This window comes from Streptomyces sp. TSRI0281, assembly GCF_001905125.1.
Lineage (GTDB): Bacteria > Actinomycetota > Actinomycetes > Streptomycetales > Streptomycetaceae > Streptomyces.
In genome coordinates this window covers 148,679-175,329 of record NZ_LWLE01000036.1, presented here as the reverse complement: position 1 = coordinate 175,329, position 26,651 = coordinate 148,679, and the positions used below count along the sequence as shown (strand labels likewise).

Annotated in this window: 21 protein-coding genes and 1 tRNA gene; 12 read left to right on the top strand and 10 right to left on the bottom strand. The window is 70.2% G+C overall.

Annotated features, from left to right (window positions below; genetic code table 11):
- The 5 genes from A6A29_RS37620 to A6A29_RS37600 form a co-directional block, all read left to right on the top strand.
- On the top strand, positions 1–1,326 hold a 1,326-nt coding region (locus A6A29_RS37620), incomplete at its 5' end, for a cytochrome ubiquinol oxidase subunit I (RefSeq protein WP_241838791.1).
- 18 nt (positions 1,327–1,344) lie between these two features.
- Positions 1,345–2,346, top strand: coding sequence for a cytochrome d ubiquinol oxidase subunit II (gene cydB, locus A6A29_RS37615; protein ID WP_073727634.1), 1,002 nt, complete (start codon positions 1,345–1,347; stop codon positions 2,344–2,346).
- Between the two features lie 62 nt (positions 2,347–2,408).
- Positions 2,409–6,110 (top strand): thiol reductant ABC exporter subunit CydD, encoded by a 3,702-nt coding sequence (cydD, locus tag A6A29_RS37610; protein ID WP_079183209.1) that lies wholly within the window; start codon positions 2,409–2,411, stop codon positions 6,108–6,110.
- A 48-nt stretch (positions 6,111–6,158) separates the two neighbouring features.
- Positions 6,159–7,865, top strand: a complete 1,707-nt coding sequence (locus A6A29_RS37605; protein WP_073727632.1) for a sensor histidine kinase — start codon at positions 6,159–6,161, stop codon at positions 7,863–7,865.
- 81 nt (positions 7,866–7,946) lie between these two features.
- Positions 7,947–9,122: a M23 family metallopeptidase gene (locus tag A6A29_RS37600; protein ID WP_079183208.1), complete on the top strand. Its 1,176-nt coding sequence runs from the start codon at positions 7,947–7,949 to the stop codon at positions 9,120–9,122.
- Positions 9,123–9,248: 126 nt separating this feature from the next.
- Here the strand turns inward: A6A29_RS37600 and A6A29_RS37595 are convergent, their stop codons facing one another.
- Together A6A29_RS37595 and A6A29_RS37590 are read right to left on the bottom strand one after the other, a co-directional pair.
- Positions 9,249–10,094 carry a Cof-type HAD-IIB family hydrolase gene (locus A6A29_RS37595; protein ID WP_073727629.1) on the bottom strand — a complete coding sequence of 282 codons (846 nt, stop codon included), beginning with the start codon at positions 10,092–10,094 and terminating at the stop codon, positions 9,249–9,251.
- Positions 10,095–10,213: 119 nt separating this feature from the next.
- Complete coding sequence (locus A6A29_RS37590; RefSeq protein WP_073727627.1) at positions 10,214–11,110, bottom strand: LLM class flavin-dependent oxidoreductase; 897 nt, start codon at positions 11,108–11,110, stop codon at positions 10,214–10,216.
- Between the two features lie 162 nt (positions 11,111–11,272).
- Between A6A29_RS37590 and A6A29_RS37585 the strand changes: the two genes are divergently transcribed.
- A complete protein-coding gene (locus tag A6A29_RS37585) occupies positions 11,273–11,563 on the top strand; it encodes a hypothetical protein (protein WP_073727625.1) in 291 nt (96 codons plus the stop codon).
- A gap of 42 nt (positions 11,564–11,605) precedes the next feature.
- Here the strand turns inward: A6A29_RS37585 and A6A29_RS37580 are convergent, their stop codons facing one another.
- From A6A29_RS37580 to A6A29_RS37565, 4 genes are all read right to left on the bottom strand, one after another.
- Positions 11,606–12,148: an RNA 2'-phosphotransferase gene (locus A6A29_RS37580; protein WP_073728107.1), complete on the bottom strand. Its 543-nt coding sequence runs from the start codon at positions 12,146–12,148 to the stop codon at positions 11,606–11,608.
- A gap of 148 nt (positions 12,149–12,296) precedes the next feature.
- Positions 12,297–13,205 carry a MerR family transcriptional regulator gene (locus A6A29_RS37575; protein ID WP_073728105.1) on the bottom strand — a complete coding sequence of 303 codons (909 nt, stop codon included), beginning with the start codon at positions 13,203–13,205 and terminating at the stop codon, positions 12,297–12,299.
- Between the two features lie 125 nt (positions 13,206–13,330).
- Positions 13,331–15,103, bottom strand: a complete 1,773-nt coding sequence (locus A6A29_RS37570) for an SDR family oxidoreductase (protein ID WP_073727623.1) — start codon at positions 15,101–15,103, stop codon at positions 13,331–13,333.
- Positions 15,100–15,951 carry a M24 family metallopeptidase gene (locus A6A29_RS37565; RefSeq protein WP_073727621.1) on the bottom strand — a complete coding sequence of 284 codons (852 nt, stop codon included), beginning with the start codon at positions 15,949–15,951 and terminating at the stop codon, positions 15,100–15,102. Before A6A29_RS37565 ends, A6A29_RS37570 begins: the two co-directional genes overlap by 4 nt.
- Positions 15,952–16,266: 315 nt before the next feature.
- Between A6A29_RS37565 and A6A29_RS37560 the strand changes: the two genes are divergently transcribed.
- The 6 genes from A6A29_RS37560 to A6A29_RS37535 all read left to right on the top strand — a co-directional run bounded on the left by A6A29_RS37560 (position 16,267) and on the right by A6A29_RS37535 (position 21,303).
- Positions 16,267–17,295: an ABC transporter ATP-binding protein gene (locus A6A29_RS37560; RefSeq protein WP_241838806.1), complete on the top strand. Its 1,029-nt coding sequence runs from the start codon at positions 16,267–16,269 to the stop codon at positions 17,293–17,295.
- Entirely contained in the window at positions 17,285–18,193 is a 909-nt protein-coding gene (locus tag A6A29_RS37555; RefSeq protein ID WP_073727616.1) for an ABC transporter permease, read from the top strand. Before A6A29_RS37560 ends, A6A29_RS37555 begins: the two co-directional genes overlap by 11 nt.
- Entirely contained in the window at positions 18,190–19,101 is a 912-nt protein-coding gene (locus A6A29_RS37550) for an ABC transporter ATP-binding protein (protein ID WP_073727614.1), read from the top strand. The genes A6A29_RS37555 and A6A29_RS37550 overlap by 4 nt, the downstream gene beginning before the upstream one ends.
- Positions 19,102–19,131: 30 nt before the next feature.
- Positions 19,132–19,851 carry an ABC transporter permease gene (locus A6A29_RS37545; protein ID WP_073727612.1) on the top strand — a complete coding sequence of 240 codons (720 nt, stop codon included), beginning with the start codon at positions 19,132–19,134 and terminating at the stop codon, positions 19,849–19,851.
- A 306-nt stretch (positions 19,852–20,157) separates the two neighbouring features.
- Positions 20,158–20,862: a hypothetical protein gene (locus A6A29_RS37540; RefSeq protein ID WP_073727610.1), complete on the top strand. Its 705-nt coding sequence runs from the start codon at positions 20,158–20,160 to the stop codon at positions 20,860–20,862.
- A 350-nt stretch (positions 20,863–21,212) separates the two neighbouring features.
- Positions 21,213–21,303, top strand: a tRNA-Ser gene (locus A6A29_RS37535).
- Between the two features lie 118 nt (positions 21,304–21,421).
- Here the strand turns inward: A6A29_RS37535 and A6A29_RS37530 are convergent.
- From A6A29_RS37530 to efeB, 4 genes are all read right to left on the bottom strand, one after another.
- Positions 21,422–22,234: an HAD family hydrolase gene (locus tag A6A29_RS37530; protein WP_073727608.1), complete on the bottom strand. Its 813-nt coding sequence runs from the start codon at positions 22,232–22,234 to the stop codon at positions 21,422–21,424.
- Positions 22,231–23,508, bottom strand: coding sequence for a serine--tRNA ligase (gene serS / locus A6A29_RS37525; protein ID WP_073727606.1), 1,278 nt, complete (start codon positions 23,506–23,508; stop codon positions 22,231–22,233). The genes A6A29_RS37530 and serS overlap by 4 nt, the downstream gene beginning before the upstream one ends.
- Positions 23,509–24,180: 672 nt before the next feature.
- Positions 24,181–25,116: a prephenate dehydratase gene (gene pheA / locus A6A29_RS37520; protein ID WP_073727604.1), complete on the bottom strand. Its 936-nt coding sequence runs from the start codon at positions 25,114–25,116 to the stop codon at positions 24,181–24,183.
- A gap of 241 nt (positions 25,117–25,357) precedes the next feature.
- Entirely contained in the window at positions 25,358–26,620 is a 1,263-nt protein-coding gene (efeB, locus tag A6A29_RS37515) for an iron uptake transporter deferrochelatase/peroxidase subunit (protein WP_073728103.1), read from the bottom strand.
- Between the last annotated feature and the right edge of the window lie 31 nt (positions 26,621–26,651).

The following is a 26,651-nucleotide window of genomic DNA, read 5'->3' as shown; positions in this document are numbered from 1 at the left end:
CTGATCAACATCGCCATGGGTGTGGTCACCGGCATCGTCCAGGAGTTCCAGTTCGGAATGAACTGGTCCGACTACTCACGGTTCGTCGGCGACATCTTCGGTGCACCGCTCGCCTTCGAGGCACTGATCGCGTTCTTCTTCGAGTCCACCTTCATCGGGCTGTGGATCTTCGGCTGGGACAAGCTGCCGAAGAAGATCCACCTCGCCTGCATCTGGATGGTCTCGATCGGCACCATCCTCTCCGCGTACTTCATCCTGGCGGCCAACTCCTGGATGCAGCACCCGGTCGGCTACCGGATCAACAAGGAACGCGGCCGCGCCGAGCTCACCGACTTCTGGCACGTGCTCACGCAGAACACCGCGCTCACCCAGTTCTTCCACACCATCACGGCGGCGTTCCTCGTCGGTGGCGCCTTCATGGTCGGCATCGCCGCCTTCCACCTGGCGCGCAAGAAGCACATCCCGGTGATGCGGACCTCGCTGCGGGTGGGCCTGGTCACGGTCGTGATCGCCGGACTGCTCACCGCGGTCAGCGGCGACCTGCTGGGCAAGGTGATGTTCAAGCAGCAGCCGATGAAGATGGCGGCGGCCGAGGCGCTGTGGGACGGCCAGAACTCGGCGCCCTTCTCGATCTTCGCGTACGGGGATGTCAGCAAGGGCCACAACTCCGTGGAGATCTCGATCCCGGGGGTACTGTCCTTCCTCGCGGACGACGACTTCAACTCGTACGTCCCCGGTATCAACGACATCAACAAGGCCGAGCAGGAGAAGTTCGGGCCCGGCGACTACCGGCCGAACATCCCCGTCGCCTTCTGGAGCTTCCGCTGGATGATCGGCTTCGGGATGGCGTCCTTCGCCCTCGGCATCCTGGGGCTGTGGCTGACCCGGAAGAAGTTCATGCTGCCACCGGGGATGCGTACTGGTGAGGACGAAGTGCCACATCTGGTCCTGTTCAAGAACAAGGCACTGAGCCCGAAGCTCACCAAGCTCTACTGGATCGTCGCGCTCTGGACCCTGCTCTTCCCGCTGATCGCCAACTCCTGGGGCTGGATCTTCACCGAGATGGGGCGTCAGCCCTGGGTCGTCTACGGCGTGCTCCAGACCCGTGACGCGGTCTCCCCCGGGGTCTCGCAGGGCGAGGTCTTCGCCTCGATGACCATTTTCACCCTGCTCTACGCGGTGCTCGCCGTGATCGAGGTCAAGCTGCTCGTGAAGTACATCAAGGCCGGACCGCCGGAACTCACGGAGGCCGACCTCAACCCGCCCACCAAGATCGGCGGTCATGACCAAGACGACGCCGACCGGCCGATGGCCTTCTCCTACTGAGAGCAGAGGAGCTGAGAGATGGAACTCCACGACGTCTGGTTCGTGCTCATCGCCGTCCTCTGGATCGGCTACTTCTTCCTGGAGGGATTCGACTTCGGGATCGGAGTCCTCACCAAGCTGCTGGCCCGTGACCGCAAGGAGCGGCGGGTCCTGATCAATACGATCGGGCCCGTCTGGGACGGCAACGAGGTCTGGCTGCTCTCCGCGGGAGGCGCGACCTTCGCCGCCTTCCCGGAGTGGTACGCCACGCTGTTCTCCGGCTTCTACCTGCCGCTGCTGATCATCCTGCTCTGCCTGATCGTGCGGGGTGTCGCCTTCGAGTACCGCGCCAAGCGGCCCGAGGAGAGGTGGCAGACCAACTGGGAGAACGCGATCTTCTGGACCTCGCTGATCCCCGCACTGCTGTGGGGCGTGGCGTTCGGGAACATCGTGCGCGGCGTGAAGATCGACGCCGACATGGAGTACGTCGGCAACTTCTGGGACCTGCTCAACCCGTACTCCCTCCTCGGCGGACTGGTCACGCTCTTCCTGTTCACCTTCCACGGCTCGGTGTTCGCCGCGCTCAAGACGGTGGGGGACATCCGGGAGCGGGCACGCAAGCTCGCTCTCAAGCTGGGTCTGGTCACCGCGGTGCTCGCGCTGGGCTTCCTGGTCTGGACCCAGGCCGACAACGGCGACGGCTGGAGCCTGCTCGCGATGATCATCGCCGTGGTGGCGCTGGTCGGTGCGATCGGCGCCATCGCGGTGGGGCGAGAGGGCTGGTCGTTCGCGCTCTCGGGAGTGACGATCACGGCGGCGGTCGCCATGCTCTTCCTGACGCTCTTCCCGAACGTCATGCCGTCCTCGCTCAACGACGCCTGGAACCTCACGGTCACCAACGCCTCGTCCACCCCGTACACCTTGAAGATCATGACCTGGTGTGCCGGGATCGCGACGCCCGTGGTGCTGATGTACCAGGGGTGGACGTACTGGGTGTTCCGCAAGCGCATCGGTACGCAGCACATCGCCGACGCGCACTGACGTTGACGTACGCGCGTGTACGGGTAGTCGTCGCGCGCTGAGCCCTCTGGGAGATGTTTCACGTGAAACCGATCGACCCGCGCCTGCTCCGGTACGCCAGGGCCACCCGCTTCTTCCTGGCGGCCGTGGTGGCACTGGGACTGGTCGGTGCGACGCTGGTGATCGCCCAGGCCATGCTCATCGCCGAGGTGGTGGTGGGCGGGTTCGAGGACCGTATGACGGTCTCCGAACTCCGCACACCGCTGCTGCTGCTCGCCGCGGTCGCGCTGGGCCGGGCGCTCGTCGCCTGGCTCACCGAGCTGGCCGCGTACCGGGCGAGCGCGGCGGTCAAGTCCGAACTGCGCGGCCGGCTCCTGGAACGGGCCACGCGGCTCGGGCCGGACTGGCTGAGCGGGGAACGCACCGGCTCCCTGGTGGCGCTGGCCACCCGGGGGGTCGACGCCCTCGACGACTACTTCGCGCGCTATCTGCCGCAGCTCGGGCTCGCGGTGGTGGTGCCGGTGGCGGTCCTGGCCAGGATCGTCACCGAGGACTGGGTGTCGGCCGCGATCATCGTGGTCACGCTGCCGCTCATTCCGCTCTTCATGATCCTTATCGGCTGGGCCACCCAGTCCCGCATGGACCGTCAGTGGCAGCTGCTGTCCCGGCTCTCCGGGCACTTCCTGGACGTGGTCGCCGGGCTGCCGACCCTGAAGGTCTTCGGACGGGCCAAGGCCCAGGCCGAATCGATCCGCACGATCACCTCTCAATACCGCCGGGCCACCATGCGGACGCTGCGGATCGCGTTCCTGTCCTCCTTCGCCCTGGAGCTGCTGGCGACGCTGTCGGTGGCGCTCGTCGCCGTCACCATCGGGATGCGGCTGGTGCACGGCGAACTCGACCTCTACACCGGGCTGGTGGTCCTGATCCTCGCGCCCGAGGCATATCTGCCGATCCGGCAGGTGGGGGCGCAGTACCACGCGGCGGCGGAGGGACTCTCGGCCGCCGAGGAGATCTTCTCGGTCCTGGAGGCCGAGCCGCCCGCCGCCGGCACCGGGGCCGTCCCCGCGTCGCTGCGGCTGGAGCTGGAGGAGGTGACGGTCCGGCACGGTGGCCGCGGCGAACCGTCGCTCGACGCCGCGTCCCTGGTCGTGGAGCCGGGGGAGACCGTCGCCCTGGTCGGTCCGAGCGGCGTCGGCAAGTCCACGCTCCTCAATGTGGTGCTGGGCTTCGCGCTGCCCGACGAGGGGCGGGTACGGGTCGGTGGCACCGACCTCGCCGACCTCTCCCCCGAGCGCTGGCGTGAACGGATCGCCTGGGTGCCGCAGCGTCCGCACCTCTTCGCGGGCACGATCGCCGAGAACGTGCGTCTGGCCAGGCCGGACGCGGACGACGAGGCCGTGGCGTCGGCGCTGCGGGACGCCGGGGCGTACGACTTCGTCGCGGAGCTGCCCGACGGGGTCCGGACACCGCTGGGCGAGGACGGTGCCGGGCTCTCGGCCGGTCAGCGCCAGCGGCTCGCCCTCGCACGGGCGTTCCTCGCCGACCGGCCGCTGCTGCTGCTCGACGAACCGACCGCGAGCCTGGACGGCGAGACGGAGGCGGGCATCGTCGAGGCGGTCGGGCGGCTGGCGGCCGGGCGGACCGTGCTGCTGGTCGTGCACCGTCCGGCGCTGCTGGCGGTCGCCGACCGCGTGGTGACGCTGGAGCCGAGGGAGCCCGGGGAGCCGAGGGAGCACACCGAGCGGGCCGCCACGGCCGCCACGGCCGCCGACGGAGAGCGGGACGCCTCGGTACTGCCGTCGCAGCGCCCGGCCGGTACGGAACCGTTCGCCACCGGTGGCCCGGTGGGCCTTCCCGAGCCCGCGCTGCTGCGCGAGACCGCGCCCCGGTCCGGGGGCCGGGTGCTCGCCCGCGTCCGGGAGGCCGCCGGTGCGCGGCGCGGTCAGCTGGCGCTCGCCCTGTTGCTGGGCAGCCTCGCCGTGGGCTCGGCCGTCGGGCTCATGGCCGTCTCCGGATGGCTGATCTCCCGCGCCTCCGAACAGCCACCGGTGCTCTATCTGATGGTCGCCGTCACCGCGACCCGCGCCTTCGGCATCGGCCGGGCCGTCTTCCGCTATGCCGAGCGCCTGGTCTCCCACGACGCGGTGCTCAGGATGCTCGCCGAGCTGCGCGTGGCCATGTACCGCGGGCTTGAGCGCATCGCGCCCGCGGGTCTGCGCACGACGCGCCGCGGCGACCTGCTGTCCCGGCTCGTCGCCGATGTGGACGCGCTGCAGGACTACTGGCTGCGCTGGCTGCTGCCGGCGGGGACCGCGGTCCTCGTCGGAACGGCCGCCGCCGGATTCACCGCCTGGCTGCTCCCGGAGGCGGGCGTGGTGCTCGCCGTCGGACTGCTGCTCGCCGGGGTGGGCGTACCGCTGATCAGCGGCGCCTGCGCCCGGCACGCGGAGCGTCAACTCGCGCCCGCCCGTGCCGCGCTGGCCACCCGTGTCACCGATCTGCTGGGCGGAACGGCGGAACTGACCGTCGCCGGGGCACTGCCCGCCCGTCACGCCCGGGTGCGTGAGGCCGACGGCCTCCTCACCCGGATCGCCTCCCGGGCGGCGACCGCGACCGCGCTCGGCGGTGGACTCTCCGCCCTGATCTGCGGGCTCACCGTGGTGGCCGCCGCCCTCGTCGCCGTACCCGCGGTGTACGGCGGGCGGCTGGAGGGCGTGGAGCTCGCGGTCGTGGTGCTCACCCCGCTGGCCGCCTTCGAGGCCGTGACCGGACTGCCCCTCGCCGTGCAGTACCGCCAACGCGTCAGGCGGAGCGCGGAGCGGGTCTACGAGGTGCTGGACGCCCCCGTACCGGTGCGGGAACCCGAAAGCCCGGCCGAGACGCCCGCCTCGCCCTTCCCCCTGGAGGTACGAGGACTGACGGCCCGGTACGCGGGGTCGGGGCGGGACGCCCTGGAGTCCGTCGACCTGACGCTGGTGCCCGGACGGCGCGTCGCCGTCGTCGGGCCCTCCGGCGCGGGCAAGACGACGCTGGCCCAGGTCCTGCTCCGCTTCCTGGACGCCCGGGAGGGCACGTACCGGATCGGCGGAGTCGACGCCCGCGCGCTGGACGGGGACACGGTTCGCGCGTTCGTCGGGCTGTGCGCCCAGGACGCCCATGTCTTCGACAGCTCCATCCGCGAGAACCTGCGTCTGGCCCGTACCGGGGCGACCGACGTCGAACTGCGCGAGGCCCTGGCCGGGGCGCGGCTGCTGGACTGGGCCGAAGGGCTGCCGGACGGACTGGACACCCTGGTGGGCGAACACGGAGCGCGGCTCTCGGGCGGTCAGCGCCAGCGGCTCGCGCTGGCCCGTGCACTGCTCGCCGATTTCCCCGTCCTGGTCCTCGACGAGCCCGCGGAACACCTCGACCTGGCAACGGCGGACGCCCTGACCGCGGACCTGCTGGCGGCGACCCGTGGACGTACGACCGTACTGATCACCCACCGCATCGAAGGGCTGGACGCCGTCGACGAGGTGCTGGTGATGGACGCGGGCCAGGTGGTGCAGCGCGGCCCGTACGCCGCACTCGTGGCGCAGGAGGGGCCGCTGCGCCGGATGCTGGAGCGCGAGCGGGAGACGGTGCGCGAGAGCGTCGGGGAGCCCGCAGGCAAGTCCGCACGGACATCCGGGCCGGTGGTGGAGCCGTCCGCAGCGGAGCCGTCCGCAGCGGAGCCGTCCACGGAGGAATCATCCGCGGAGAAGGTGTCCGTGGCGGAGGCGTCTGTTCGGGCAGGGGCCTGAGAGGGAGTCCGACTTTCGTTGCCAATCGGTACTTATTAGGCTCGGTGCATGTCAGAGCAGGACCCGAAGGACTCACTCGAAGCCGCGACGCAGGCCACCCGCAGCCTGCAGGGCCTCTCCACCGAGCTCACCGCCCGTGTGCCGCAACTGCTGGAGGCGATGCGTTCCGTCGGCACGGGCCTGGAACTGCACTCCACGCTCGACCGCATCTGCGAGACCGCGGCCGAACTCGCCCACGCCCGCTACGCCGCCATCGGCGTCGTGGACGAAGCGGGCGAAGGGCTCTCCGACTTCGTCACCTTCGGGGTTCCGGACGAGGTGGCCCGGGAGATCGGGCGTCGCCCCGACGGGCACCGTGGCCTTCTGGGCGCGCTGATCCACGATCCCGTCCCCGTCCGGCTGGCCGATCTGACGGCTGACCCACGGGCCGCCGGATTCCCGCCCGGCCATCCCCGGATGCGGACCTTCCTCGGCGTGCCCATCCGCGTACAGGGAGAGATCTTCGGCAACCTCTATCTGACCGAGAAGCACGACGGGGCGGAGTTCAGCGACTACGACCTGCACATGGTGCGGGTGCTCGCCACGGAGGCGGGGATCGCGATCGGTAACGCCCGCCTCTACGAAGCGGCGCGGCAGCGCGAACGGTGGATCGACGGCTCGGTGGCCGTGACCACCGCGCTGCTCTCCGGCGGCGACGCCGACGACGCCCTGGCCGTCGTCGCCGAACAGGCCCGCCATCTCGCCGACTCCGCCGCCGGAATCGTGCTGCTGCCCGCCGAGGAGGGCGGTCTGGAGATCGTCGCCGTCTCCGCCGACGACCCCTCCGCGGCGCTCGGTGTGATCATTCCGCCCGAGAGCACGGTGGTGGCGGCCCTGCTCGACGGCGACGCGGTGTTCATGGACGACTCGGCCACCGACTCCCGCATGATCACGAGGCTGGCCGACCGGTTCGGCCCCAGCATGATGCTGCCGCTGCACAGCGGGGGCCGGGTCCTCGGCGCGCTGGCCACCCCACGGGCCCGGGGCGGGCGTCCCTTCACGGAGACGGAACGGACGCTGGCCACCCAGTTCGCCTCCCAGGCGGCGCTCGCGCTGATGATGGCCGAGGCGCAGCGGGACCGGGAACGGCTCGCCGTCTACGAGGACCGCGACCGGATCGCCCGCGACCTCCACGACCTGGTCATCCAACGGCTGTTCGCCACCGGGATGATGCTGGAGAGCGCGCAGCGCCGGTCGGAGGTCCCCGAGGTGCAGACCGGCGTCGGCCGGGCGGTCGACGAACTGGACGTGACCATCCAGGAGATCCGTACCGCCATCTTCGCGCTCCAGCAGGAACCGGCCGAGGCCCCGTCGGGGTTGCGCACCCGTGTGCTGCGCGAGATCAACATGGCGGCGGTCCCGCTGGGCTTCAAGCCGTCGCACCGCTTTCTCGGCCCCGTCGATTCACTCGTCGGTGAACTCACCGGGAAGAACCTCATCGCCGCCCTGCGCGAGGCGCTGTCCAACGCCTTCCGGCACGCGAACGCCTCCCTCATCGACGTGGTCGTCGACGCGACGGCCACCCTGCCGGACGGGCGCGACGCGGTACGCCTCTCGGTCGCCGACGACGGGGTGGGCATCCCGCAGGACGGGCGCCGCAGCGGACTGCGCAACCTGGCCCGCCGTGCCGAGTCCCTGGGCGGGGCGAGCTGGTTCGGCCCGGGAATCGGGGAGGACGGCGGCGGTACGACGGTGGTGTGGGAGGCCCCGCTCTGACGGCCGGGCGGAGTAGGCCGACTGGCCGTACGACGCCTCGGGGTCCCGGGAATCGTGGCGGCCGGGGGCGACGATCCGAAGATGCGTTCCGCCGCACTGTGTCGCTGTCGCTGCCGTGACCGACTCGTCGTCCTGCTGGTCTGTGCTCTGCTCGTCCTGCTGACGCTGCCCGCCGTGCCGGGAGCCGACGCGGTGGCCGCCGAAGGGGTGCGGCATCCGCGAACTGCCAGTCCTCCCGGTTCTTCGGGTCTTTCGGGGCCGCCCGGTGTTTCACGTGCTCCCGGTCCGTCCGGCCCTTCCGATCCGCGGCCCGGCGCGGGTGCCGTGGTCGCCCGGCTGTACGAGGAGGCCGCCAGGGCCACCGAGGCGTACGAGCGGGGCAGGCGCTCCGCCGCCGTGCAACGCGCGACGGCGGGCCGTTACGAGAGACGGCTCACGGCGCAGCGGCGGACCCTCGCGGCCGTCCGCTCGGACCTGGGCCGGGTCGCCCGCGCCCAGTACCGCAGCGGCGGCGCCGGCCTCTCGTACGCCGCCCGGCTCCTGCTCGCCGATGACCCGGACGAGCTGTTGCGCGGGCATCGGCTGGCCCGGCAGGCAGAGCGGGCGGTGGCCCGGCTGCTGGAACGGGCCCGGAGCGCCGAACGCGACCTGGCCGCGGGTGAGCGGCGGGCCCGGCGGGCCTGGCACGAACTGGATGTACGCACGATCCGGCTGGCCGCCGTCAAGCGGGGCATCGCGGCCAGGCTGGAGTCGGCCCAGTGGCAGCTCCAGGGCGAGGCGGACCGCAGCGTGACGGCCGGGAAGTGCGCGGGGGCCGTACGTGTCGAGCGGCCGGGCCGCCCGGCCGGCGAGCGGAGCTGGGTGACGCCGGTGGAGACGTATGAGCTGTCGGCGGGGTTCGACAGTGTCGGCGAGCACTGGACGCGCCGGCACACCGGGCAGGACTTCGCCGTGGACATCGGCACGCCGGTGCGTTCCGTCGGAGCGGGCCGGGTGGCCTCCGTCTCCTGCGGTGGCGCGTTCGGCATCGAGGTACTGGTGCGGCACGCGGGCGGCTACTTCACCCAGTACGCGCATCTGGCGGGCGTCACCGTGGACCAGGGGGAGCAGGTGCACGCGGGGCAGTGGGTGGGGCAGTCGGGCACCACGGGAAACTCCACCGGTCCACACCTCCACTTCGAGGTGCGGCTCACCCCTCAGCTGGGTTCCGGAGTCGATCCGGCACGCTGGCTGCGCGAGCACGGTGTGCGGATCTGACGGGTCCGGGCCGACGGACAGCGGGTGTCGGGTGGCGGTCAAGCGGGCGTTCCTCCGCCCCCCCCAGACCGGACGGACGACGTGAGCGGGCGTCCCGCCGCCTGCTCCGGACCCGACGGGTGACGGTCAGCGGGCGGCGAGGATCCGCTCGATGACGACCGCGACGCCGTCCTCGTTGTTGGTGAGCGTGGTGCCCGACGCGGCGGCCACGGCCGCGGGGTGGGCGTTGCCCATCGCGAACGAGGCACCGGCCCAGCTGAGCATCTCCACATCGTTGGGCATGTCACCGAAGGCCACGACCTCGGCGGGGGAGATGCCGCGCCGCGCACAGCAGTCCGCGAGCGTGCTGGCCTTGGAGACCCCGAGCCCACTGACCTCCAGGAGCGCGGAAGGGCTGGAGCGGGTGAAGGAGGCGCGGTCCCCGGCGGCCGTACGGGCCAGCGCGAGGAAGTCGTCCGGGGCGAGCTCGGTGTGGTGGGCGAGGATCTTCAGCACGGGGGCACCGGCGCCCGGCGCGTCCTCGTGGAGCAGCTTCTCGGCCACGGCCACCGTGGCACCCGGGTCCAGGTGGAACGGCGGGTAGGCCGGTTCGTAGTTGATGCCGGTGGTCAGCTCGATGGCGAAGGAGGTGCCGGGGGCGCACTCACGCAGGGTGCGGATGACGTGGAGGGCGGCGTCGCGCTCCAGGGGGTGGACCGTGAGCAGCTCGCCGTCGGCACGCAGGTCGGCCACCACCGCACCGTTCGCGCAGATCGCCAGGCCGTGGCTGTGGACGTGGTCGCTCACCACATCCATCCAGCGGGCGGGCCGGCCGGTGACGAAGAAGACGTCGATCCCGGCTTCCTCGGCGGCGGCGAGGGCGGCGATCGTGCGGTCGGACACGGTCTTGTCGTCGCGCAGCAGCGTGCCGTCCAGGTCGGTGGCGATCAGCCGGGTCAGGGCAGGCAGAGGCGAGTCGGTAGCTGAGGTCACCGCTTCATTCTCGCGTACGAAGGTGCACGGGCGTGCGCAGGGGCGCACATCTGAGGATGCGCGCCCCTGAGCTGCGGAACATCCCTCCGGCATATGCCGGAAGTGAGCCGCTGTGCTGATCAGCCGAGCTGGGCCAGCCCCTCGGTGGCGATCTGCTCGAAGACCTTCTCGTCCGCCGCGAAGTCCGATCCCTGGACCGGCCAGTGGAGCACGATCTCGGTGAAGCCCAGCGCGAAGTGGGTTCCGGCGAAGTCGACGAACGCGTCGAGAGACTCCAGCGGGCGGTCCGGGGTGAAACCGGTGAGCAGGACCTTGTCCAGTTCCGCCACGTCCCGGCCGACGCTCTCGCAGGCCGCGCCGAGCTTCGTGAACTGGCCGCGGATGGCTGCCACGGACTCCTCGGGGGTCCCGGTCTGCAACACCTTGGGGTCGCCGGTGGTCACCCACGCCTGGCCGTACCGCGCGGCGAGCCGCAGCCCGCGCGGGCCGGTGGCGGCGACCGCGAACGGCAGCCGGGGGCGCTGTACGCAGCCCGGAATGTTCCGGGCCTCGTTCGCCGAGTACAGCTCGCCCTCGTACGTCACCGAAGGCTCGCGCAGCAGCTTGTCGAGGAGTGGCACGAACTCGCCGAAGTGGTCGGCACGTTGGCGCGGAGTCCACGGTTCCTCGTCGCTCCGGCGCAGGGTCGTGGCGTCGAACCCATCGCCACCGGCCCCGATTCCCAGCGTGATCCGTCCGTCGGAGACGTCGTCCAGGGTGATCAGGTCCTTGGCGAGTGTCACCGGATGGCGGAAGTTGGGTGAGGTGACGAGGGTGCCCAGGCGCAGCCGCTCGGTGGCGGCGGCCGCCGCGGTCAGGGTCGGAATCGCACCGAACCACGGACCGTCACGGAAGGTCCGCCAGGACAGGTGGTCGTAGGTGTAGGCGGCGTGGAAGCCTAGCTCCTCGGCGCGTTGCCAGACCTTCCGGCCTTCGGTCCAGCGGTAGATGGGCAGAATGACAGTGCTCAGACGCATGGCCCCGACGATACGGCCGCGGGCCGTCGATATACGTGGCGGGCATCCCCGACAGGTGTTGCCGCCGGTCACCCCCGGCGGGACGCTGGAGACGAGCCCGGCCGGTACCTCCCCGCGCATGTGCACGGCGCCGGGCGTGGTTCGCCGGAAGGATGAAACATCATGAGGATGCTGCTCACCGCACGGCTGGACACCGAGACCGCGAACCGCGCCGCAACCGACGGCACCATGCCCAAGCTCATCGATGACATCGTCGAGTACCTGAAGCCCGAGGCGGCCTACTTCACGCCCACCGAGGGCGAACGTACCTGCCTGCTCGTCTTCGACATGCAGGATGCCGCGCAGATGCCTCCGCTCACCGAGCGGTTCTTCCAGGCGGGTGCCAAGGTGAGCCTGCGGCCGGTGATGAACCTCGACGATCTGCGTACCGGGCTGTCGAACCTGGCGCGGTAGGCACGACGGCCGGCTCCGGGCTGTCGGGCGGCGCGCACCGTGTCAGCCCGGCAGGCGCAGGAACTGCGGCGGCACGGCGTCCGCGAGCCAGACTCCGTTGGCGCTGACCCGGAACGTGTGACCCGCACGGTGCATCGCACCCGCGTCCACGGAGAGGACGACGGGCCGCCCGCGGCGGGCGCCGACACGCGTCGCCGTCTCACGGTCGGACGACAGGTGCACATGGTGGCGGTCCATGGGCAGCAGGCCTTCGCTGCGGATCGTGTCCAGCACCCGGGCGACGGTGCCGTGGTAGAGGTGCGCGGGCGGCTCGGCAGGCGACAGGTCGAGGTCCACGGCGACGGTGTGGCCCTGATTGGCGCGGATCCGCTCTCCGTCCACCGTGAAGCGCTGCTTGTCGTTGACGGCGACGACGTGGTCGAGTTCGGCACGGGTGACGGCGAAGCCGTTGCGCGCCGTCGCCCGCAGCAGTTCGTCGACGGCCACCCAGCCGTTGGCGTCGAGGGTGATCCCGATGCGCTCGGGCCGGTGCCGGAGATGCTTCGAGAGGTACTTGGACACCTTCACGGTGCGGGCTTCGTCCATCTCGTCAGAGTGCCCGTGAGGCACATCCCGGTGCATCCGGATTTCATGGGAAGTTCGCGGCAGAAATTTCCCTCCCCAGGTTTGATCCACAGCCAACTCGGGTTATCCACAGGCAATTTGATGATTCTGTGGACAAGTGGGCTGCGATTTAGTCTATTTGGTCAACTTCCTTAGCTTTTATGTGAGATGCGGCAAGTGTATCCAATGTCCTGGCCTGTACTTCACGTTCGGCCGCAGCCGTCACGAAGGCCGCCACGTTGTCCCGGCCAACAAGATTCTGAACGGCCTCCATTGTGGCGGCGGGCAGGAGCACCGGACGGGGCCGTCCGTCGATGAACGACTCCTCGGTCCCGAGGTGGTGGTGCAGGTGGCGGGTGGCGAAGGTCCGCATCGCCCGCGCCAGTTCGGCGTCCACCGTCTGCTGGGCGAGTGGCCGGAGCCGTCGCACCATGGAGGCCGCCTCCGCCGCGTCGGAGTCCGTCGGGGGGCGGTGGCCGAGGTAGCGGGCGAAGACGTGCTCGGTGGTGAACTCCAGGAATCGCGACGCTATGTGCTCGACCTGGCCGCGAAGTTCCCTCAGATGACCGGAGATTGCGGGCAGCGGAACACCGGCTCCATGCAACTCGACCGCCACGGCCAGCTCCTGGGGGCTCGGTACGAGAAATTCGTCGTCCCGGCCCGGGACGCGTTCCAGTACCCCGAGCTCCACCGCCTCCGCGACCGCCTCGTCGTCCTGGGCGCCGCCGAACCTGACATCGAGTTCGGCCCGGGTGATCCGGTCGGCCTCCTCGTCCGTCCACGGCCCGTGCACCTCGGCGACCAGCCCGAGCACTCCGCCGAGACCGCGCCCCGCGTCCCATGCCTCCAGCAGCTCCTTGATGCTGGCCAGGGTGTAGCCGCGGTCCAGGAGATCGGCGATCTGCCGCAGCCGGGCCAGATGTGTCTCGCGGTACACATTGGCCCGCCCGCGCCGCTCCGGCGTCGGCAGCAGCCCGCGGTCCTGGTAGGCGCGGATCGTGCGGACGGTGGCCCCGCTCGCATGCGCCAGATCCTCGATCCGGTACTCGGCACCGGCCCGGCTGCCCGCGGCGGCGCGCGCGCCCGGTTCCGTCCGGCTGCCCGCAGCCGTCCGGGCAGCCGGCTGTGCCCGGTCCTCCGTCGCCGAAGACGTGCTCGGACCGCTCACAGCGGCGGCTTCATCCGGGCGATCCCGCGCAGCACCCCGGGACTGATCCTGGACAGCAGCCGGGCGCCCCGGGCCTCCGGCGTCACCGGTACCACCGCCTGGTTGCGCACCACGGCCTTGAGGATGGCGTCGGCGACCTTCTCCGGCGGGTAGTTGCGGAGCCCGTAGAGCCGGCTGGTCCGCTGCCGGAGGCGCTTCTCCTCCGCCGCGTCGGCCCCCGCGAAGTGCGTGGTCGCGGTGATGTTGGTGTTGACGATGCCGGGGCATATCGCGCTGACCCCGATCGATCGTTCCGCCAGCTCGGCCCGCAGGCATTCGCTCAGCATCAGCACGGCCGCCTTGGACGTGCTGTAGGCGGGAAGTGCCCTGGAGGGCTGGTAGGCCGCCGCGGAGGCCGTGTTGACGATGTGGCCACCCTGTCCGCGGTCGGCCATCTGCTTGCCGAAGACGCGGCAGCCGTGGATGACCCCCCACAGATTGACGTCCAGGACGTTCTTCCAGTCCTCGCTGGTGGTCTCCAGGAAGGAGCCCGACAGCCCGATCCCGGCATTGTTCACCAGGACGTCGACGATTCCGTACTCCGTGGCGACCTTCTCCGCGAGCTTCTCCATCGCCTGCTCGTCGCTCACGTCGACGGCCTCGCCCCAGGCGGCCGGGGCGCCGATGAGCCGGGCCATCTCCGCCGTCCGGGCAGCCCCTTCGGCGTCACGGTCCACGGCCACCACCCTGGCACCCGCCTCGGCGAATGCGAAGGCGGTGGCCCGGCCGATGCCGCCCGCAGCGCCCGTGATCAGGACGAGCTGTCCGCCGAACCGGTCGGCGTACGCCCCCTTCGCCACCGTGTCCTGCACCGGTATGCCCTCCCGGCGGGCCGTCTCGTTCGCCGCGACGAACTCACTGACCCAGGCCGCCAGCTGGTCCGGCCTGGTACGCGGTACCCAGTGCTTGGCCGGCAGGGAGCGGCGTACCAACTGGGGCACCCAGTCTTCCAGTTGGTCGTAGAGCTTCTCCGAGAGAAAGATGTCGCCGGTCGGAGTGATGAGCTGCACCGGTACATGGGCGTAGGCGTCGGCGCGCGGCCTGCGCAGCCGGGCGCGGACATTGTCGCGGTAGAGCCAGGCGCCGTGTGCCGCGTCGTCCGGCAGGGAGGCCGTCGGATAGTCGCCCGCGGGCACCTTCTCCATCCGCTCCAGGATCCGGGGCCACCGCTTGCCCAGCGGCCCGCGCCAGGCGAGCTCCGGCAGGACCGGCGTATGCAGCATGTACACGTACCAGGACTTGGCTCCCTGGCCGAGGAGCTGGCCGACGCGCCGGGGGGTCGGGCGGGTCATCCGCTGCTTTATCCAGTGCCCGAAGTGGTCCAGGGAAGGGCCGGACATCGAGGTGAAGGAGGCGATCCGGCCCTCCGTGCGCGTGACCGTGGCGAACTCCCAGGACTGGACCGAACCCCAGTCGTGGCCCACCACATGCACCGGCCGGTCCGGGCTGACCGCGTCCGCGACCGCCAGGAAGTCGTCCGTGAGCTTCTCCAGGGTGAAGCCGCCGCGCAGCGGCTTCGGCGCCGTCGACCTGCCGTGTCCCCGCACGTCGTAGAGCACGACGTGCCATTGCTCGGCCAGCCGCACGGCGACGTCCGACCAGACCTCCTTGCTGTCCGGGTAGCCGTGCACCAGCACCACGGTCGGCTGCTTCTCGTCGCCCAACTCGGCCACGCACAGCTCGATTCCGCCGGTGCGGACCCAGCGCTCCCGCGCTCCTGACAGATTCACGCCGCCACCTTCTCCTCGGCCCAGCGCCGCACGTGCGGCAGATCGTCGTCCAGCCAGAAGGCGCTCTCCTCGGGGTCCCGGGAGTCGGTGACGACCAGGATCTCCTCGAACTTGGCGCCCGTACCCCGGAATCCGAGGTGGGGTTCCACCGCCCACAGTCCGGGCTGCGGTGGATGGTCGGAGAAGCTGTACGGACTCCACAGCGGCGACCAGCCGTCCCGGTGTCCGTGCAGCGCGTCGCTCAACAGGCCCTTGAGCGACTGGGTTCCGAACCCGAAGACATGGGGGGACCAGCGGCGTTCATCGACGCGGTCCACCTTGTGGGCGATGACGCCGAAGGGGTAGGCGCGATGCCGGTTCGCGTAGCCCTGTCTGATCATGAGGCGTTCCACGTCCTCGTAGATCGCGCGCAGCGAGCGGCGTTCGCGCACCTCGCGCAGGATCAGGTCGCGATGGGCTTCCAGATCGGCCAGCAGCTTGTCGTGCAGGGGGCTCAGACCGAGACAGCCGGAATACCCGATGTCCGCCGTGAATCCCTTGTACACCGGGGCCATGTCGAGAATGAACGGCATTCCCGGCTCCAGCTTCCGGTTGGTGGGGAAGAACTGCAGCGGCACCTTGAAGCCGGCGAACGCCGTGCGGTCCCCGAACCAGGCGAAGGGGAGATGGAACCAGTCACGCACCCCCCGCTCGCGCAGCCACTCGCGCTGCATCCGCGCCGCCTCGCGCTCCGTCACGCCCGGCCTGAGCTGGCCCGAGACCGCCTCCGCGCAGTCGTAGGCGAGGCGCTGCACCTCTCTGAACCCCTGTAGCTCCAGGGCTGTTCCGTCCTTCACCGCCGAGGCCATGCCGTGCCACCGTCCGTTCCCTGCCGTGTGCGGTACGTGCCCGTAACGTGACACTGATGAATGTGACAATGTCCGGCGGCTACGTCAAGAGGCGGGCGCCGACCTGTGGACAACCCCTCGGCCGCGTGGTTCCCGGGCCTGGCACACGTCCGTTTCCCGGCCTCGGCGCAGGTTCGTTTCCGGCCCCGGCGCAGGTTCGTGACTCCTCTCCCATGGGGTCCCCCTACGGGTCCCTACGTCTGGAGTCTGAGGCGGAACCAGCCGCCAGGGCTGACGACCTCTGTGGTGCGCACCACTACCTTCGTAGACGTGACTGTGATCGCGACCGAAAGCCTGAGCAAGCGGTTCCCCCGGGTGACCGCGCTTGACCGGCTCTCCTTGGACATCGGACCCGGTGTGACCGGCCTGGTGGGTTCCAACGGAGCCGGCAAGTCCACACTGATCAAGATCCTGCTGGGTCTCTCCCCCGCCACCGAGGGCCGGGCCGCAGTGCTCGGGCTCGACGTCGCGACCAGCGGCGCCGCCATCCGGGAACGGGTGGGCTACATGCCCGAACACGACTGCCTGCCGCCGGACGTCTCGGCGACCGAGTTCGTCGTGCACATGGCCCGGATGTCCGGGCTGCCGCCGACCGCGGCGCGCGAGCGTACCGCCGACACGCTGCGCCATGTGGGCCTGTACGAAGAGCGCTACCGCCCCATCGGCGGCTACTCGACCGGTATGAAGCAGCGCGTGAAGCTGGCCCAGGCACTGGTCCACGACCCGAAGCTGGTCCTCCTCGACGAACCGACCAACGGCCTGGACCCGGTCGGCCGTGACGAGATGCTCGGCCTGATCCGCCGGATCCACACCGACTTCGGTATCTCCGTGCTGGTCACCTCGCACCTCCTGGGCGAGCTGGAACGCACCTGCGACCATGTCGTCGTCATCGACGGCGGCGCCCTGCTGAGGTCCAGTTCCACCAGCGACTTCACCCAGACCACCACCACCCTCGCGGTCGAGGTGACCGACAGCGACACCCACCCCGACGGCACGGACGCCCTGCGACAGGCGCTCGCCGCGGCCGGGGTCGCGCTCATCGGCCACGACGGTCTCGACGCCGAAGGACTGCCCGGCGCGGGCCACATCCTGCTGGTCGAGGCGACCGGCGAGGAGACGTACGACATCGTCCGCGACAGCGTCGCCGGGCTCGGACTCGGCCTCGTACGGATGGAGCAGCGGCGCCACCACATCGCCGAGGTGTTCCGTACCGAACAGGCTCCCGCAGCACGGACCGCGGCGCAGACCGCCTCCGTGGCCGCCGGGGCCGGACAGCAGAAGGGGAACGGTCGCGATGAGCACTGAGACCGGGGCCGTGACCGGGAGCGACACCTCCCGGATCCACAACATCGGGTACCGCTCGTACGACGGCGCGCGTCTGGGCCGTGCCTACGCGCGGCGCTCGCTCTACTCGCAGACCCTTCGGGGCTCCTTCGGACTGGGCCGTTCCGCCAAGTCCAAGGTGCTGCCGATGCTGCTGTTCGGTGTGATGGCCCTCGTCGCGGCGATCCTCGTGGCGGTCTCCATGGCCACTCCGGACGCGTCGAAGCTGGTGGTCAAGTACACGGCGTACGCGATCTATCTGCAGGCGGTCATCGGCCTCTTCATCGCCGCGCAGGCACCACAGGCGGTCTCCAGGGACCTCCGTTTCAAGAGCGTGCCCCTGTACTTCTCACGGCCGATCGAACGGGTCGACTACGTCGTCGCCAAGTTCGCGGCCATGGCATCGGCGCTGTTCGTGCTCACCGGGACGCCGCTGCTCATCCTGTATGTGGGCTCCCTGCTCGCGAAGTTCGACTTCGCCGATCAGACCAAGTGGTTCGGCCAGGGGCTGGTGTCGGTGGCGCTGTTGTCCGTCCTGTTCGCCGGTCTCGGCCTGGTGATGGCCGCGCTGACCCCGCGCCGCGGGTTCGGTGTCGCCGCGGTGATCGCCGTGCTGACCATCTCCTACGGTGCGGTGTCCACGGTCCAGGCCATCGCCTGGGAGACGGGGTCCACCGGAGCCGTGCAGTGGCTGGGGCTCTTCTCGCCGATCACGCTGATCGACGGCGTCCAGACCGCGTTCCTCGGCGCCACCTCGTCCTTCCCCTCCGGGGAAGGTCCGGGGACGGGCACCGGGGTGGTCTATCTGATCGTTGTTCTCGCGCTCGTCGCCGGCTCGTACGCCGTCCTGATGCGCCGTTACTGGAGGGTCGGGCTGTGACCACCATCGAGATCGACCACACCTCGCGCTGGTTCGGCAATGTGGTCGCCGTCAACGACGTGAGCATGACGGTGGGGCCGGGCGTCACCGGGCTGCTCGGGCCCAACGGCGCCGGGAAGTCCACGCTGATCAACATGATGGCCGGGTTCCTCGCCCCGTCGACGGGCACGGTCACGCTGGACGGGGCGCCGATCTGGCGCAACGAGGCGGTCTACCAGCAGATCGGCATCGTCCCGGAACGCGAGGGCATGTACGACTTCCTGACCGGCCAGGAGTTCGTCGTCGCCAACGCCGAACTCCAGGGCCTGGGGGCCGCGGAGGCGCAGCGGGCGCTGGCGACGGTTCAGATGGAGTACGCGCAGGACCGCAAGATCTCGACGTACAGCAAGGGCATGCGCCAGCGCGTGAAGATGGCGTCAGCGCTGGTTCACGAGCCGTCCGTGCTGCTGCTGGACGAGCCGTTCAACGGTATGGACCCGCGTCAGCGGATGCAGCTGATGGAGCTGTTGCGACAGATGGGGGCGGAGGGGCGCACGGTCCTGTTCTCCTCCCACATCCTCGAAGAGGTCGAGCAGCTCGCCACACACATCGAGGTGATCGTGGCGGGGCGCCACGCCGCGTCCGGTGACTTCCGGAAGATCCGCCGCCTGATGACGGACCGGCCGCACCGTTATCTCGTACGGTCCAGCGACGACCGGGCCCTCGCGGCCGCACTCATCGCCGACCCGTCCACGGCGGGGATCGAGGTCGACCTGAGCGAAAAGGCGCTGCGGATCCAGGCCGTCGACTTCGGGCGCTTCACCGAACTGCTGCCCAGGGTGGCACGGGAACAGGGCATCCGGCTGCTGACCGTTTCGCCGTCCGACGAGTCCCTCGAATCGGTCTTTTCCTATCTCGTAGCGGCCTGAGTAGTGGCCTGAAAGGAGCTGTGAAGCGTCATGTACGACCCCACAGTCGCCCGGCTCACCTACCGGGCCCTGCTCGGCCGGCGCCGGGCCGCCATCCTGTTCGTCCTGCCCCTGCTGCTGGTGGCCATTGCCGTGGCCGTCCGGGCCTTCGCCGGGGCCGATGACCAGGTCGCCTCGAACGTGCTGGGCGGCTTCGCCATCGCCACGATGGTGCCGCTGATCGGCGTGATCGCGGGTACCGGAGCCATCGGTCCCGAGATCGACGACGGATCGATCGTCTATCTGCTGGCCAAGCCGGTGAAACGGCCGACGATCATCTTCACGAAGCTGATCGTGGCCATCGCCGTGACGATGGTGTTCTCCGCCCTGCCGACCCTCGTCGCCGGTCTGATCCTGAACGGCAACGGACAGCAGATCGCCGTGGCCTACACGATCGCGGCGCTGGTCGCCTCGATCGCGTACAGCGCGCTGTTCCTGCTGCTGGGCACGATCAGCCGCCACGCGGTGGTCCTCGGCCTGGTGTACGCCCTGGTGTGGGAGGCCCTGTTCGGCAGCCTGGTGCCCGGGGCGCGGACCCTCAGCGTGCAGCAGTGGTCCCTCGCGATCGCCGAGAAGGTCGGCCGGGACGGCGCGATCACCTCCGACGTGGGCATGCCGCTCGCGACGGTGCTGCTGGTCGGTGTCACGGTGGCCGCGACCTGGTACGCGGGTCAGAAGCTGCGCACCCTGAAGCTGGCCGGCGAGGAGTGAGCGTCTTCTTTTAGATCTTCCCGGCCTGCTTCAGGGGCCGCACAACCCCCGTCCGATGGGCGGGGGTTGTCCTATGAGCGGACCGTTGTCCGCGTAACTGTGCGGTTATCGGTTCGTTGTGCAGGGTGCGTGGGGGCAACTGGATTCTGTGGCGTCGTAGCTTTCGTGAAATCGGGGAGTGCCGGCACCGGTGAGACCTCGTCCACCGGGCCGGTCATCGAGTGAGTGGCAACCGTGAGCGTCCTCCACCCCTGAAGCCCGGGGACTGGGCCGTCCATCGTCGTTCCCGCGTACGAAAGGCACCCCATGCCCACGGAACTCGCCCTGCTCGAATCGCGCGCGCTGCGCGTCGAGCGGATGGGGCGCGTCGACATCCTCGACAAGGTCAAGAGCCTTGTCATGCTCCCGGACGGAATTCACGTTCGCACAGAGGATGTGGCCCGGTACTTCGAAGTATCCACAGCCTCGGTCAGGAGGCTCACAGACCGGCATCAGCAAGAGCTCGCCGAGAATGGGATGCGTCTGCTGCGCGGCTCTGAGCTGCGGTCCTTCCATAGCGACATGGTGTCGCTATGGGAGGGGGAGCAAGGGTCGCAGGGAGAAAGTTATCCACAGGCTGCCACTCAACTGCGGCTCTACACCCGTCGGACCGTCCTCAACGTCGCCATGCTTCTTCGCGACAGCGACATCGCCCGCTGCGTCCGTACGTACCTTCTCGACGCGGAGGAGGACCTGCGGTCGAGGTACGACTCGCTCGACCGGCGCGTCACGCGCATCGAGAGCTGCCTCGCCGGAGTCGGCAGCGCGCTCCAGGAGCTGGGTCCGGTGCTGTGCCGGATGTCGGAGCGGTTCGACAGCCTCGACCGGAAGCTGGACGTGACGCATCAGGTGGTCGGTGCCATCAGCGTGCGGCTGTCGGACGTCTCGCAGGACATCTCCCGTATCGACGCGCGCATGGACGATTTCGCCCACCAGCTGAAGGATCTGCGCCGCCGTAACAGGCGCCGCTGACCGTCGGTCCGCACGACCGGCCGGCCCGCAGATGCCGGGCGCAACGCCGTACGCTGTGTGACGGCCGGTCTGCTCGACGTTCCTTCACGGCTGCCCGCGGCTCTCCGGGCCGCGGGCAGTCCAGAGAGGAAAACCAGTGGACCGGAATCCGCCGCCGGGGCACAGTCGTAGGACGTACAGACGCCACAGGACCGGGAGAGGAGCGCGGCGATGACCGACAGTCCGAGTCCGTCGAGTTCCCCGCAGGGCGGTCCACGGCAGACGCCCCGGTAACGACGTCGGTTACCGGGCCCCCGCTCGCCGCGGGACCCCCGGGGTGGCCTTCCAGCGCATCGCGCGGCCACCCTCCCGGAGGATTGGCCGAGTGGTAAGGCAGCGGCTTGCTAAGCCGTCGTCGGGGCAGTGAACCCCGCGCGCGTTCGATCCGCGCATCCTCCGCCACGAAAGACCGCCGTCACGTACGGCGGCCATGAAAGACCACCGTCACGTACGGCACCGCGCCACGAACATCCGCCACGAACACCTCCGCCGCGAACAGCCCGGCTACGAACAGCCCCGGTTACGGGCGGGAAGTCCTCAACAGCTCCTCCAGCACCAGCGCGATGCCGTCGTCCTCGTTCGATGCCGTGATCTCGTGGGCCACGGCCTTCAGATCGTCGTGCGCGTTGGCCATCGCCACACCGTGCCGCGCCCAGCCGAACATCGGGATGTCGTTCGGCATGTCGCCGAAGGCGAGTGTGTCCGAGGCCTTCACGCCCAGCCGCCGGGCGGCCAGCGAGAGACCGGTCGCCTTGCTCAGCCCCAGCGGCAGGATCTCCACGACCCCGGGACCCGCCATGATCACGTTCACCAGACTGCCGACGGCTTCCCGGGCTCTCTTCGCCAGGGTGTCGTCGTCGAGCTCCGGATGCTGGATGTAGATCTTGTTGAGCGGGGCGGACCACATCTCGGCCGCGTCGTCCACGAACACGGCCGGGAGCGGGCCTTCCTGGACCCGGTAACCGGGGCCGACCAGCACCTCGCCGTCGAGCCCGTCCCGGCTCGCGGCCAGTGCCACCGGGCCGACGTCCGCCTCGATCTTGGACAGCGCGAGCCCGGCGAGCTGCCGGTCCAGGGTCAGGGAGGTCAGGAGCTTGTGCTCGCCCGCGTGGTAGACCTGCGCGCCCTGGCCGCAGACCGCGAGGCCCTCGTAGCCCAGGTCGTCCAGGATGTGCCGCGTCCACGGGACCGCGCGGCCGGTGACGACGATGTGTGCGGCGCCGGCCGCGGTGGCAGCGGCCAGCGCCTCACGGGTGCGCTCGGAGACCGTGTGGTCGTCACGCAGCAGCGTGCCGTCCAGATCGGTCGCGACGAGCTTGTAGGGGAAGGTCACTTGGAGACCGGCTCCAGAACCTCGCGCCCGCCCAGATACGGCCGGAGCACCTCGGGCACCCGTACCGAACCGTCCGCCAGCTGGTGGTTCTCCAGGATCGCCACGATCGTGCGCGGTACGGCGCAGAGCGTGCCGTTGAGCGTGGACAGCGGCCGGACCTTCTTCCCCTCCCGCATCCGGACGGAGAGGCGGCGCGCCTGGAAGCCGTCGCAGTTCGACGCGGAGGTCAGTTCGCGGTACTTGCCCTGGGTCGGGATCCAGGCCTCGCAGTCGAACTTGCGGGAGGCCGAGGACCCGAGGTCACCGGTGGCGACATCGATCACCTGGAAGGGCAGTCCGAGACCGGTGAGCCACTGCTTCTCCCAGTCCAGGAGCCTGCGGTGCTCGGCCTCGGCCTCCGCCGGGTCGACGTACGAGAACATCTCGACCTTGTCGAACTGGTGGACGCGGAAGATGCCGCGGGTGTCCTTGCCGTACGTACCGGCCTCGCGGCGGAAGCACGGGGAGAAGCCCGCGTACCGCAGGGGCAGCTTGTCGGCGTCGATGATCTCGTCCATGTGGTACGCGGCGAGCGGTACCTCGGAGGTGCCGACCAGGTAGTAGTCGTCCTTCTCCAGGTGGTACACGTTCTCGGCGGCCTGGCCGAGGAAGCCGGTGCCCTCCATGGCGCGCGGACGGACCAGCGCCGGGGTCAGCATCGGGATGAAGCCCGCCTCGGTCGCCTGGGCGATCGCCGCGTTGACGAGGGCGAGCTCCAGCAGCGCGCCGACACCCGTGAGGTAGTAGAAACGCGAACCGGAGACCTTGGCGCCGCGCTCCATGTCGATGGCGCCGAGCTTCTCGCCCAGCTCCAGGTGGTCCTTGGGCTCGAAGCCCTCGGCTCCGAAGTCGCGAATGGTGCCGTGCGTCTCCAGGACGACGAAGTCCTCCTCGCCGCCGACCGGCACGTCCTCGTGGACGATGTTGCCGAGCTGGAGCAGCAACCGCTTGGCGTCGGCGTCGGCCTCGTCCTGGGCGGCGTCGGCCGCCTTCACGTCGGCCTTGAGCTGATCGGCCTTCTTCAGCAGCTCGGCGCGCTCCTCGGGGGATGCCTTGGGGATCAGCTTGCCGAGCGACTTCTGCTCGGAGCGGAGTTCGTCGAAGCGGACGCCGGACGACCTGCGCAGCTCGTCGGCGGAGAGCAGGGCGTCGACGAGCGCGACGTCCTCTCCACGGGCGCGCTGGGAGGCGCGAACACGGTCGGGGTCCTCACGGAGCAGGCGAAGGTCAATCACCCCTCCAGGCTACCGGTGCGGGGTTCTGGCACTCGAACCGATATTGCCGCGCGTGTCACTTTGCCCGAATTGCCGGAATTGATAATCCTGGCAGGAATCGCCGGATGTTCATCGGGTGTTCGGCGGGCGCGGGGGTCAATAAAGGGTGTTCTGTTCCCCTGAACAGGGCAGAAGGGGCGTCCGGTCTTGACGCACCCGCCTTCCGTGGGAAGGGAGTTGAGGGGTGCCGTTCCCGATGTTGTCCACAGGGGTGTGTGAGTTGAATTAGTTATCCACAGGCTGTGAAGAAGTTCTGTGGATGCCGGAAGGGGGCGTTCCGGGGGCTGGATGAACGCTCATGGATTCCCTCCCAAACCCACCCCACACGCTCATTCGGGTGGGAATTGCTCGCCCTGAAGAGTTGATCAAGGGAATTGAGGGGACGCCGGGGCGCGCGGGCGGCCCCTGTTCCCCGGGAGGGGCCTGAGGCCACTGGGGCGATTTGTCGATGATGTCGCATTGCAGTGTCGACTTGTCCCCAGGCTGAGGGGCCACCCTGTGGATAACTCTGTGGGCGCAGGAAAATCAGGAAGTCGGACCGTCGCGCAACCGCGCGGGTCGGCACGGCAGCCCGGTGCCCCGGCTCCCGTCGGTGTCGGACCGGACCGATGGCCCGGCCCTCCCCGCCGAATCTCAGATCCGGCCGTCCTGGCTGCGTGCCAGCCAGTCGGAGGCGTCCGTGAACTCCCGGTCCGAGGTCCCCGCCCGCAGCGGGCGCACCTCCTCCGGCGTCACCCCGGCCCGCGGATACGAGCCGAGGAACCGCACGCTCGGACAGACCCGCTTCAGCCCCATCAGCGCCTCCCCGACCCGCCGGTCCGCGATGTGACCCTCGGCGTCCACGGCGAAGCAGTAGTTCCCGATGCCCTCCCCGGTCGGACGCGACTGGATGAGCATCAGGTTGACCCCGCGTACGGCGAACTCCTGGAGCAGTTCGAGCAGCGCACCCGGGTGGTCGTGGCCCAGCCAGATCACGACGGACGTCTTGTCCGCACCAGTCGGTGCGGAGGGCCGGGCCGGGCGGCCCACCAGGACGAAGCGCGTCTGGGCGTTCTCCGCGTCGTGGATCTCCGTCACGAGGGGTTCCAGGCCGTAGGTCGCCGCGGCGAACTCGCCCGCGAAGGCGGCGTCGTACCGCCCCTCCTGGACCAGCCGTGCCCCGTCCGCGTTGGAGGCGGCCGATTCCCACGCCGCCTGCGGGAGGTGGGCCGCCATCCAGTTGCGTACCTGCGGCTGAGCGGCCGGGTGCGCGGTGACCGTCTTGATGTCCGTCAGTTTGGTCCCGGGGCGCACCAGCAGCGCGAACGTGATGGAGAGCAGTACCTCGCGGTAGATCATCAGCGGTTCGCCGGTGGTCAGCTCGTCGAGCGTCGCGGTGATACCGCCCTCGACGGAATTCTCGATCGGTACGAGCGCTGCCGCCGCTTCCCCGTTACGTACCGCGTCCAGGGCCGCGGGTACCGAGACCATCGGGACGAGTTCCCGGGTGGCGGCCTCCGGGAGCGTACGGAGGGCGACCTCGGTGAAGGTGCCTTCTGGGCCGAGATAGGCGTAGCGCGTGGCTGACATACGGTCACCCTAATGCGCTGTACGACGGGCGCCGTGCTGTCTCAGGATGCGACCGGACCGGTGCCCCGCCCGCCCGGCAGCCGCCCCGCCCCGGCCCGTGCCTCCGAGCCCGGCCCGTGTCTCCGAGCCCGGCCCGTGCCTCCGCGCCCGGCCCGCCCCGCCTGGCCCGGAACGCGCCCCTCCGGCACACGGCCCGCGCCGGCCCCGGCCCGGTCGCGGGTGCACAGCCCCGGCCCGTACGTCAGGACTCCAGGAGCCGCTGTCCCACGTACTCACCCTTCGCGGCGCCGCCCGGCACCGCGAAGAGGCCGCTCGCCTCGTGCCGGAGGAACGGTGAGAGCGCGTCGCCCCGGTCGAGCTTGCGCTGCACCGGGACGAAGCCCTTGTACGGATCCGCCTGCCAGCAGATGAAGAGCAGCCCGGCGTCCGGGGTGCCGTCCGCCGAGATGCCGTCGTGGTACGAGAAGGGGCGTCGCAGCATGGCCGCGCCGCCGTTCTTCTCCGGGGAGGAGATCCGGGCGTGGGCGTTGTCGGGGATCACGAGCCGGCCGTCGGGACCGGCCTTGTCAAGGTCCATCCCGGTGGTCTCGGTGCCGCCGCTGAGCGGTGCCCCGTCCGCCTTGCGCCGCCCTATGACCCGCTCCTGCCGGTCCACCGAGAGCTTCTCCCAGTCGTCCAGCAGCATCCTGATGCGTCGTACGACGGCATAGGAGCCGCCGGCCAGCCAGTCCTGCGAAGCATCCGACGCGGACGGTACGAAGATCCGCTCGTCGAAGTCGTCGTCGGCCTGCTTCGGATTGCCGGTTCCGTCGATCTGGCCCATCAGATTGCGTGCGGTCATCGGACGCTCCGTGGCACCGGGGGTGCGGTTGAAGCCGTTCATCTGCCAGCGCACCCCGGCCGCTCCCGCCGCCTCCTTCTGGATGGCACGCAGCGCGTGGAAGGCGACCAGCGCGTCGTCGGCGCCGATCTGCACCCACAGGTCGCCGTTGGACCGCCTGGCGTCGAGACGGTCGGAGGAGAACGGCGGCAACGGGTCGAGCCCGGCGGGCCGGCGGCCGGTCAGGCCGGTGCGGTCGAAGAAGGTCCGGCCGAAGCCGAAGGTGATCGTCAGGGAGGAGGGCCCGGCGTCCAGCGCGATCCCGGTGTCATGGCCGGGCCCGTCCGCACCGCCGTCCGTGGCCGGGCGCCCCGCCATCAGTTCCCCCGCCACGGCCGACCAGCGGCGCATCAGGGCGGCGGCTTCCCTGCGTCCCGCGCCCGGTACGAGGTCGAAGGCGACCAGATGGCCGCGGGCCTGAAGCGGAGTGGTGATCCCCGGTTGATGTTTCCCGTGAAACATCGCCTCGGTGGACCCGATGGCCGTCAGCGCGGTCGTCTCGTCGGGCCGGGTCGCGGCGTACCCGGTGGCGCCACCCGCGGCGCCGAGCACCAGACCGGCGGCCCCGGCGGCCCCGGCCGCTCCCGCGCCGCCGAGCAGCTGCCGCCGCGAGACGCCGCCGATACCGGCATCACCGCGGTCGCGCTCCGGGCCA

Excerpts from the sequence above, each read along its gene's own strand:
- A6A29_RS37600 (WP_079183208.1), top strand. The coding sequence starts at position 7,947 with ATGCGTTCCGCCGCACTGTGTCGCTGTCGCTGCCGTGACCGACTCGTC.
- A6A29_RS37540 (WP_073727610.1), top strand. The coding sequence starts at position 20,158 with ATGCCCACGGAACTCGCCCTGCTCGAATCGCGCGCGCTGCGCGTCGAG.
- A6A29_RS37590 (WP_073727627.1), bottom strand. The coding sequence starts at position 11,110 with ATGCGTCTGAGCACTGTCATTCTGCCCATCTACCGCTGGACCGAAGGC.
- A6A29_RS37555 (WP_073727616.1), top strand. The coding sequence starts at position 17,285 with ATGAGCACTGAGACCGGGGCCGTGACCGGGAGCGACACCTCCCGGATC.
- A6A29_RS37545 (WP_073727612.1), top strand. The coding sequence starts at position 19,132 with ATGTACGACCCCACAGTCGCCCGGCTCACCTACCGGGCCCTGCTCGGC.
- pheA (WP_073727604.1), bottom strand. The coding sequence starts at position 25,116 with ATGTCAGCCACGCGCTACGCCTATCTCGGCCCAGAAGGCACCTTCACC.
- A6A29_RS37565 (WP_073727621.1), bottom strand. The coding sequence starts at position 15,951 with ATGGCCTCGGCGGTGAAGGACGGAACAGCCCTGGAGCTACAGGGGTTC.
- A6A29_RS37580 (WP_073728107.1), bottom strand. The coding sequence starts at position 12,148 with ATGGACGAAGCCCGCACCGTGAAGGTGTCCAAGTACCTCTCGAAGCAT.
- cydB (WP_073727634.1), top strand. The coding sequence starts at position 1,345 with ATGGAACTCCACGACGTCTGGTTCGTGCTCATCGCCGTCCTCTGGATC.
- A6A29_RS37605 (WP_073727632.1), top strand. The coding sequence starts at position 6,159 with ATGTCAGAGCAGGACCCGAAGGACTCACTCGAAGCCGCGACGCAGGCC.
- A6A29_RS37585 (WP_073727625.1), top strand. The coding sequence starts at position 11,273 with ATGAGGATGCTGCTCACCGCACGGCTGGACACCGAGACCGCGAACCGC.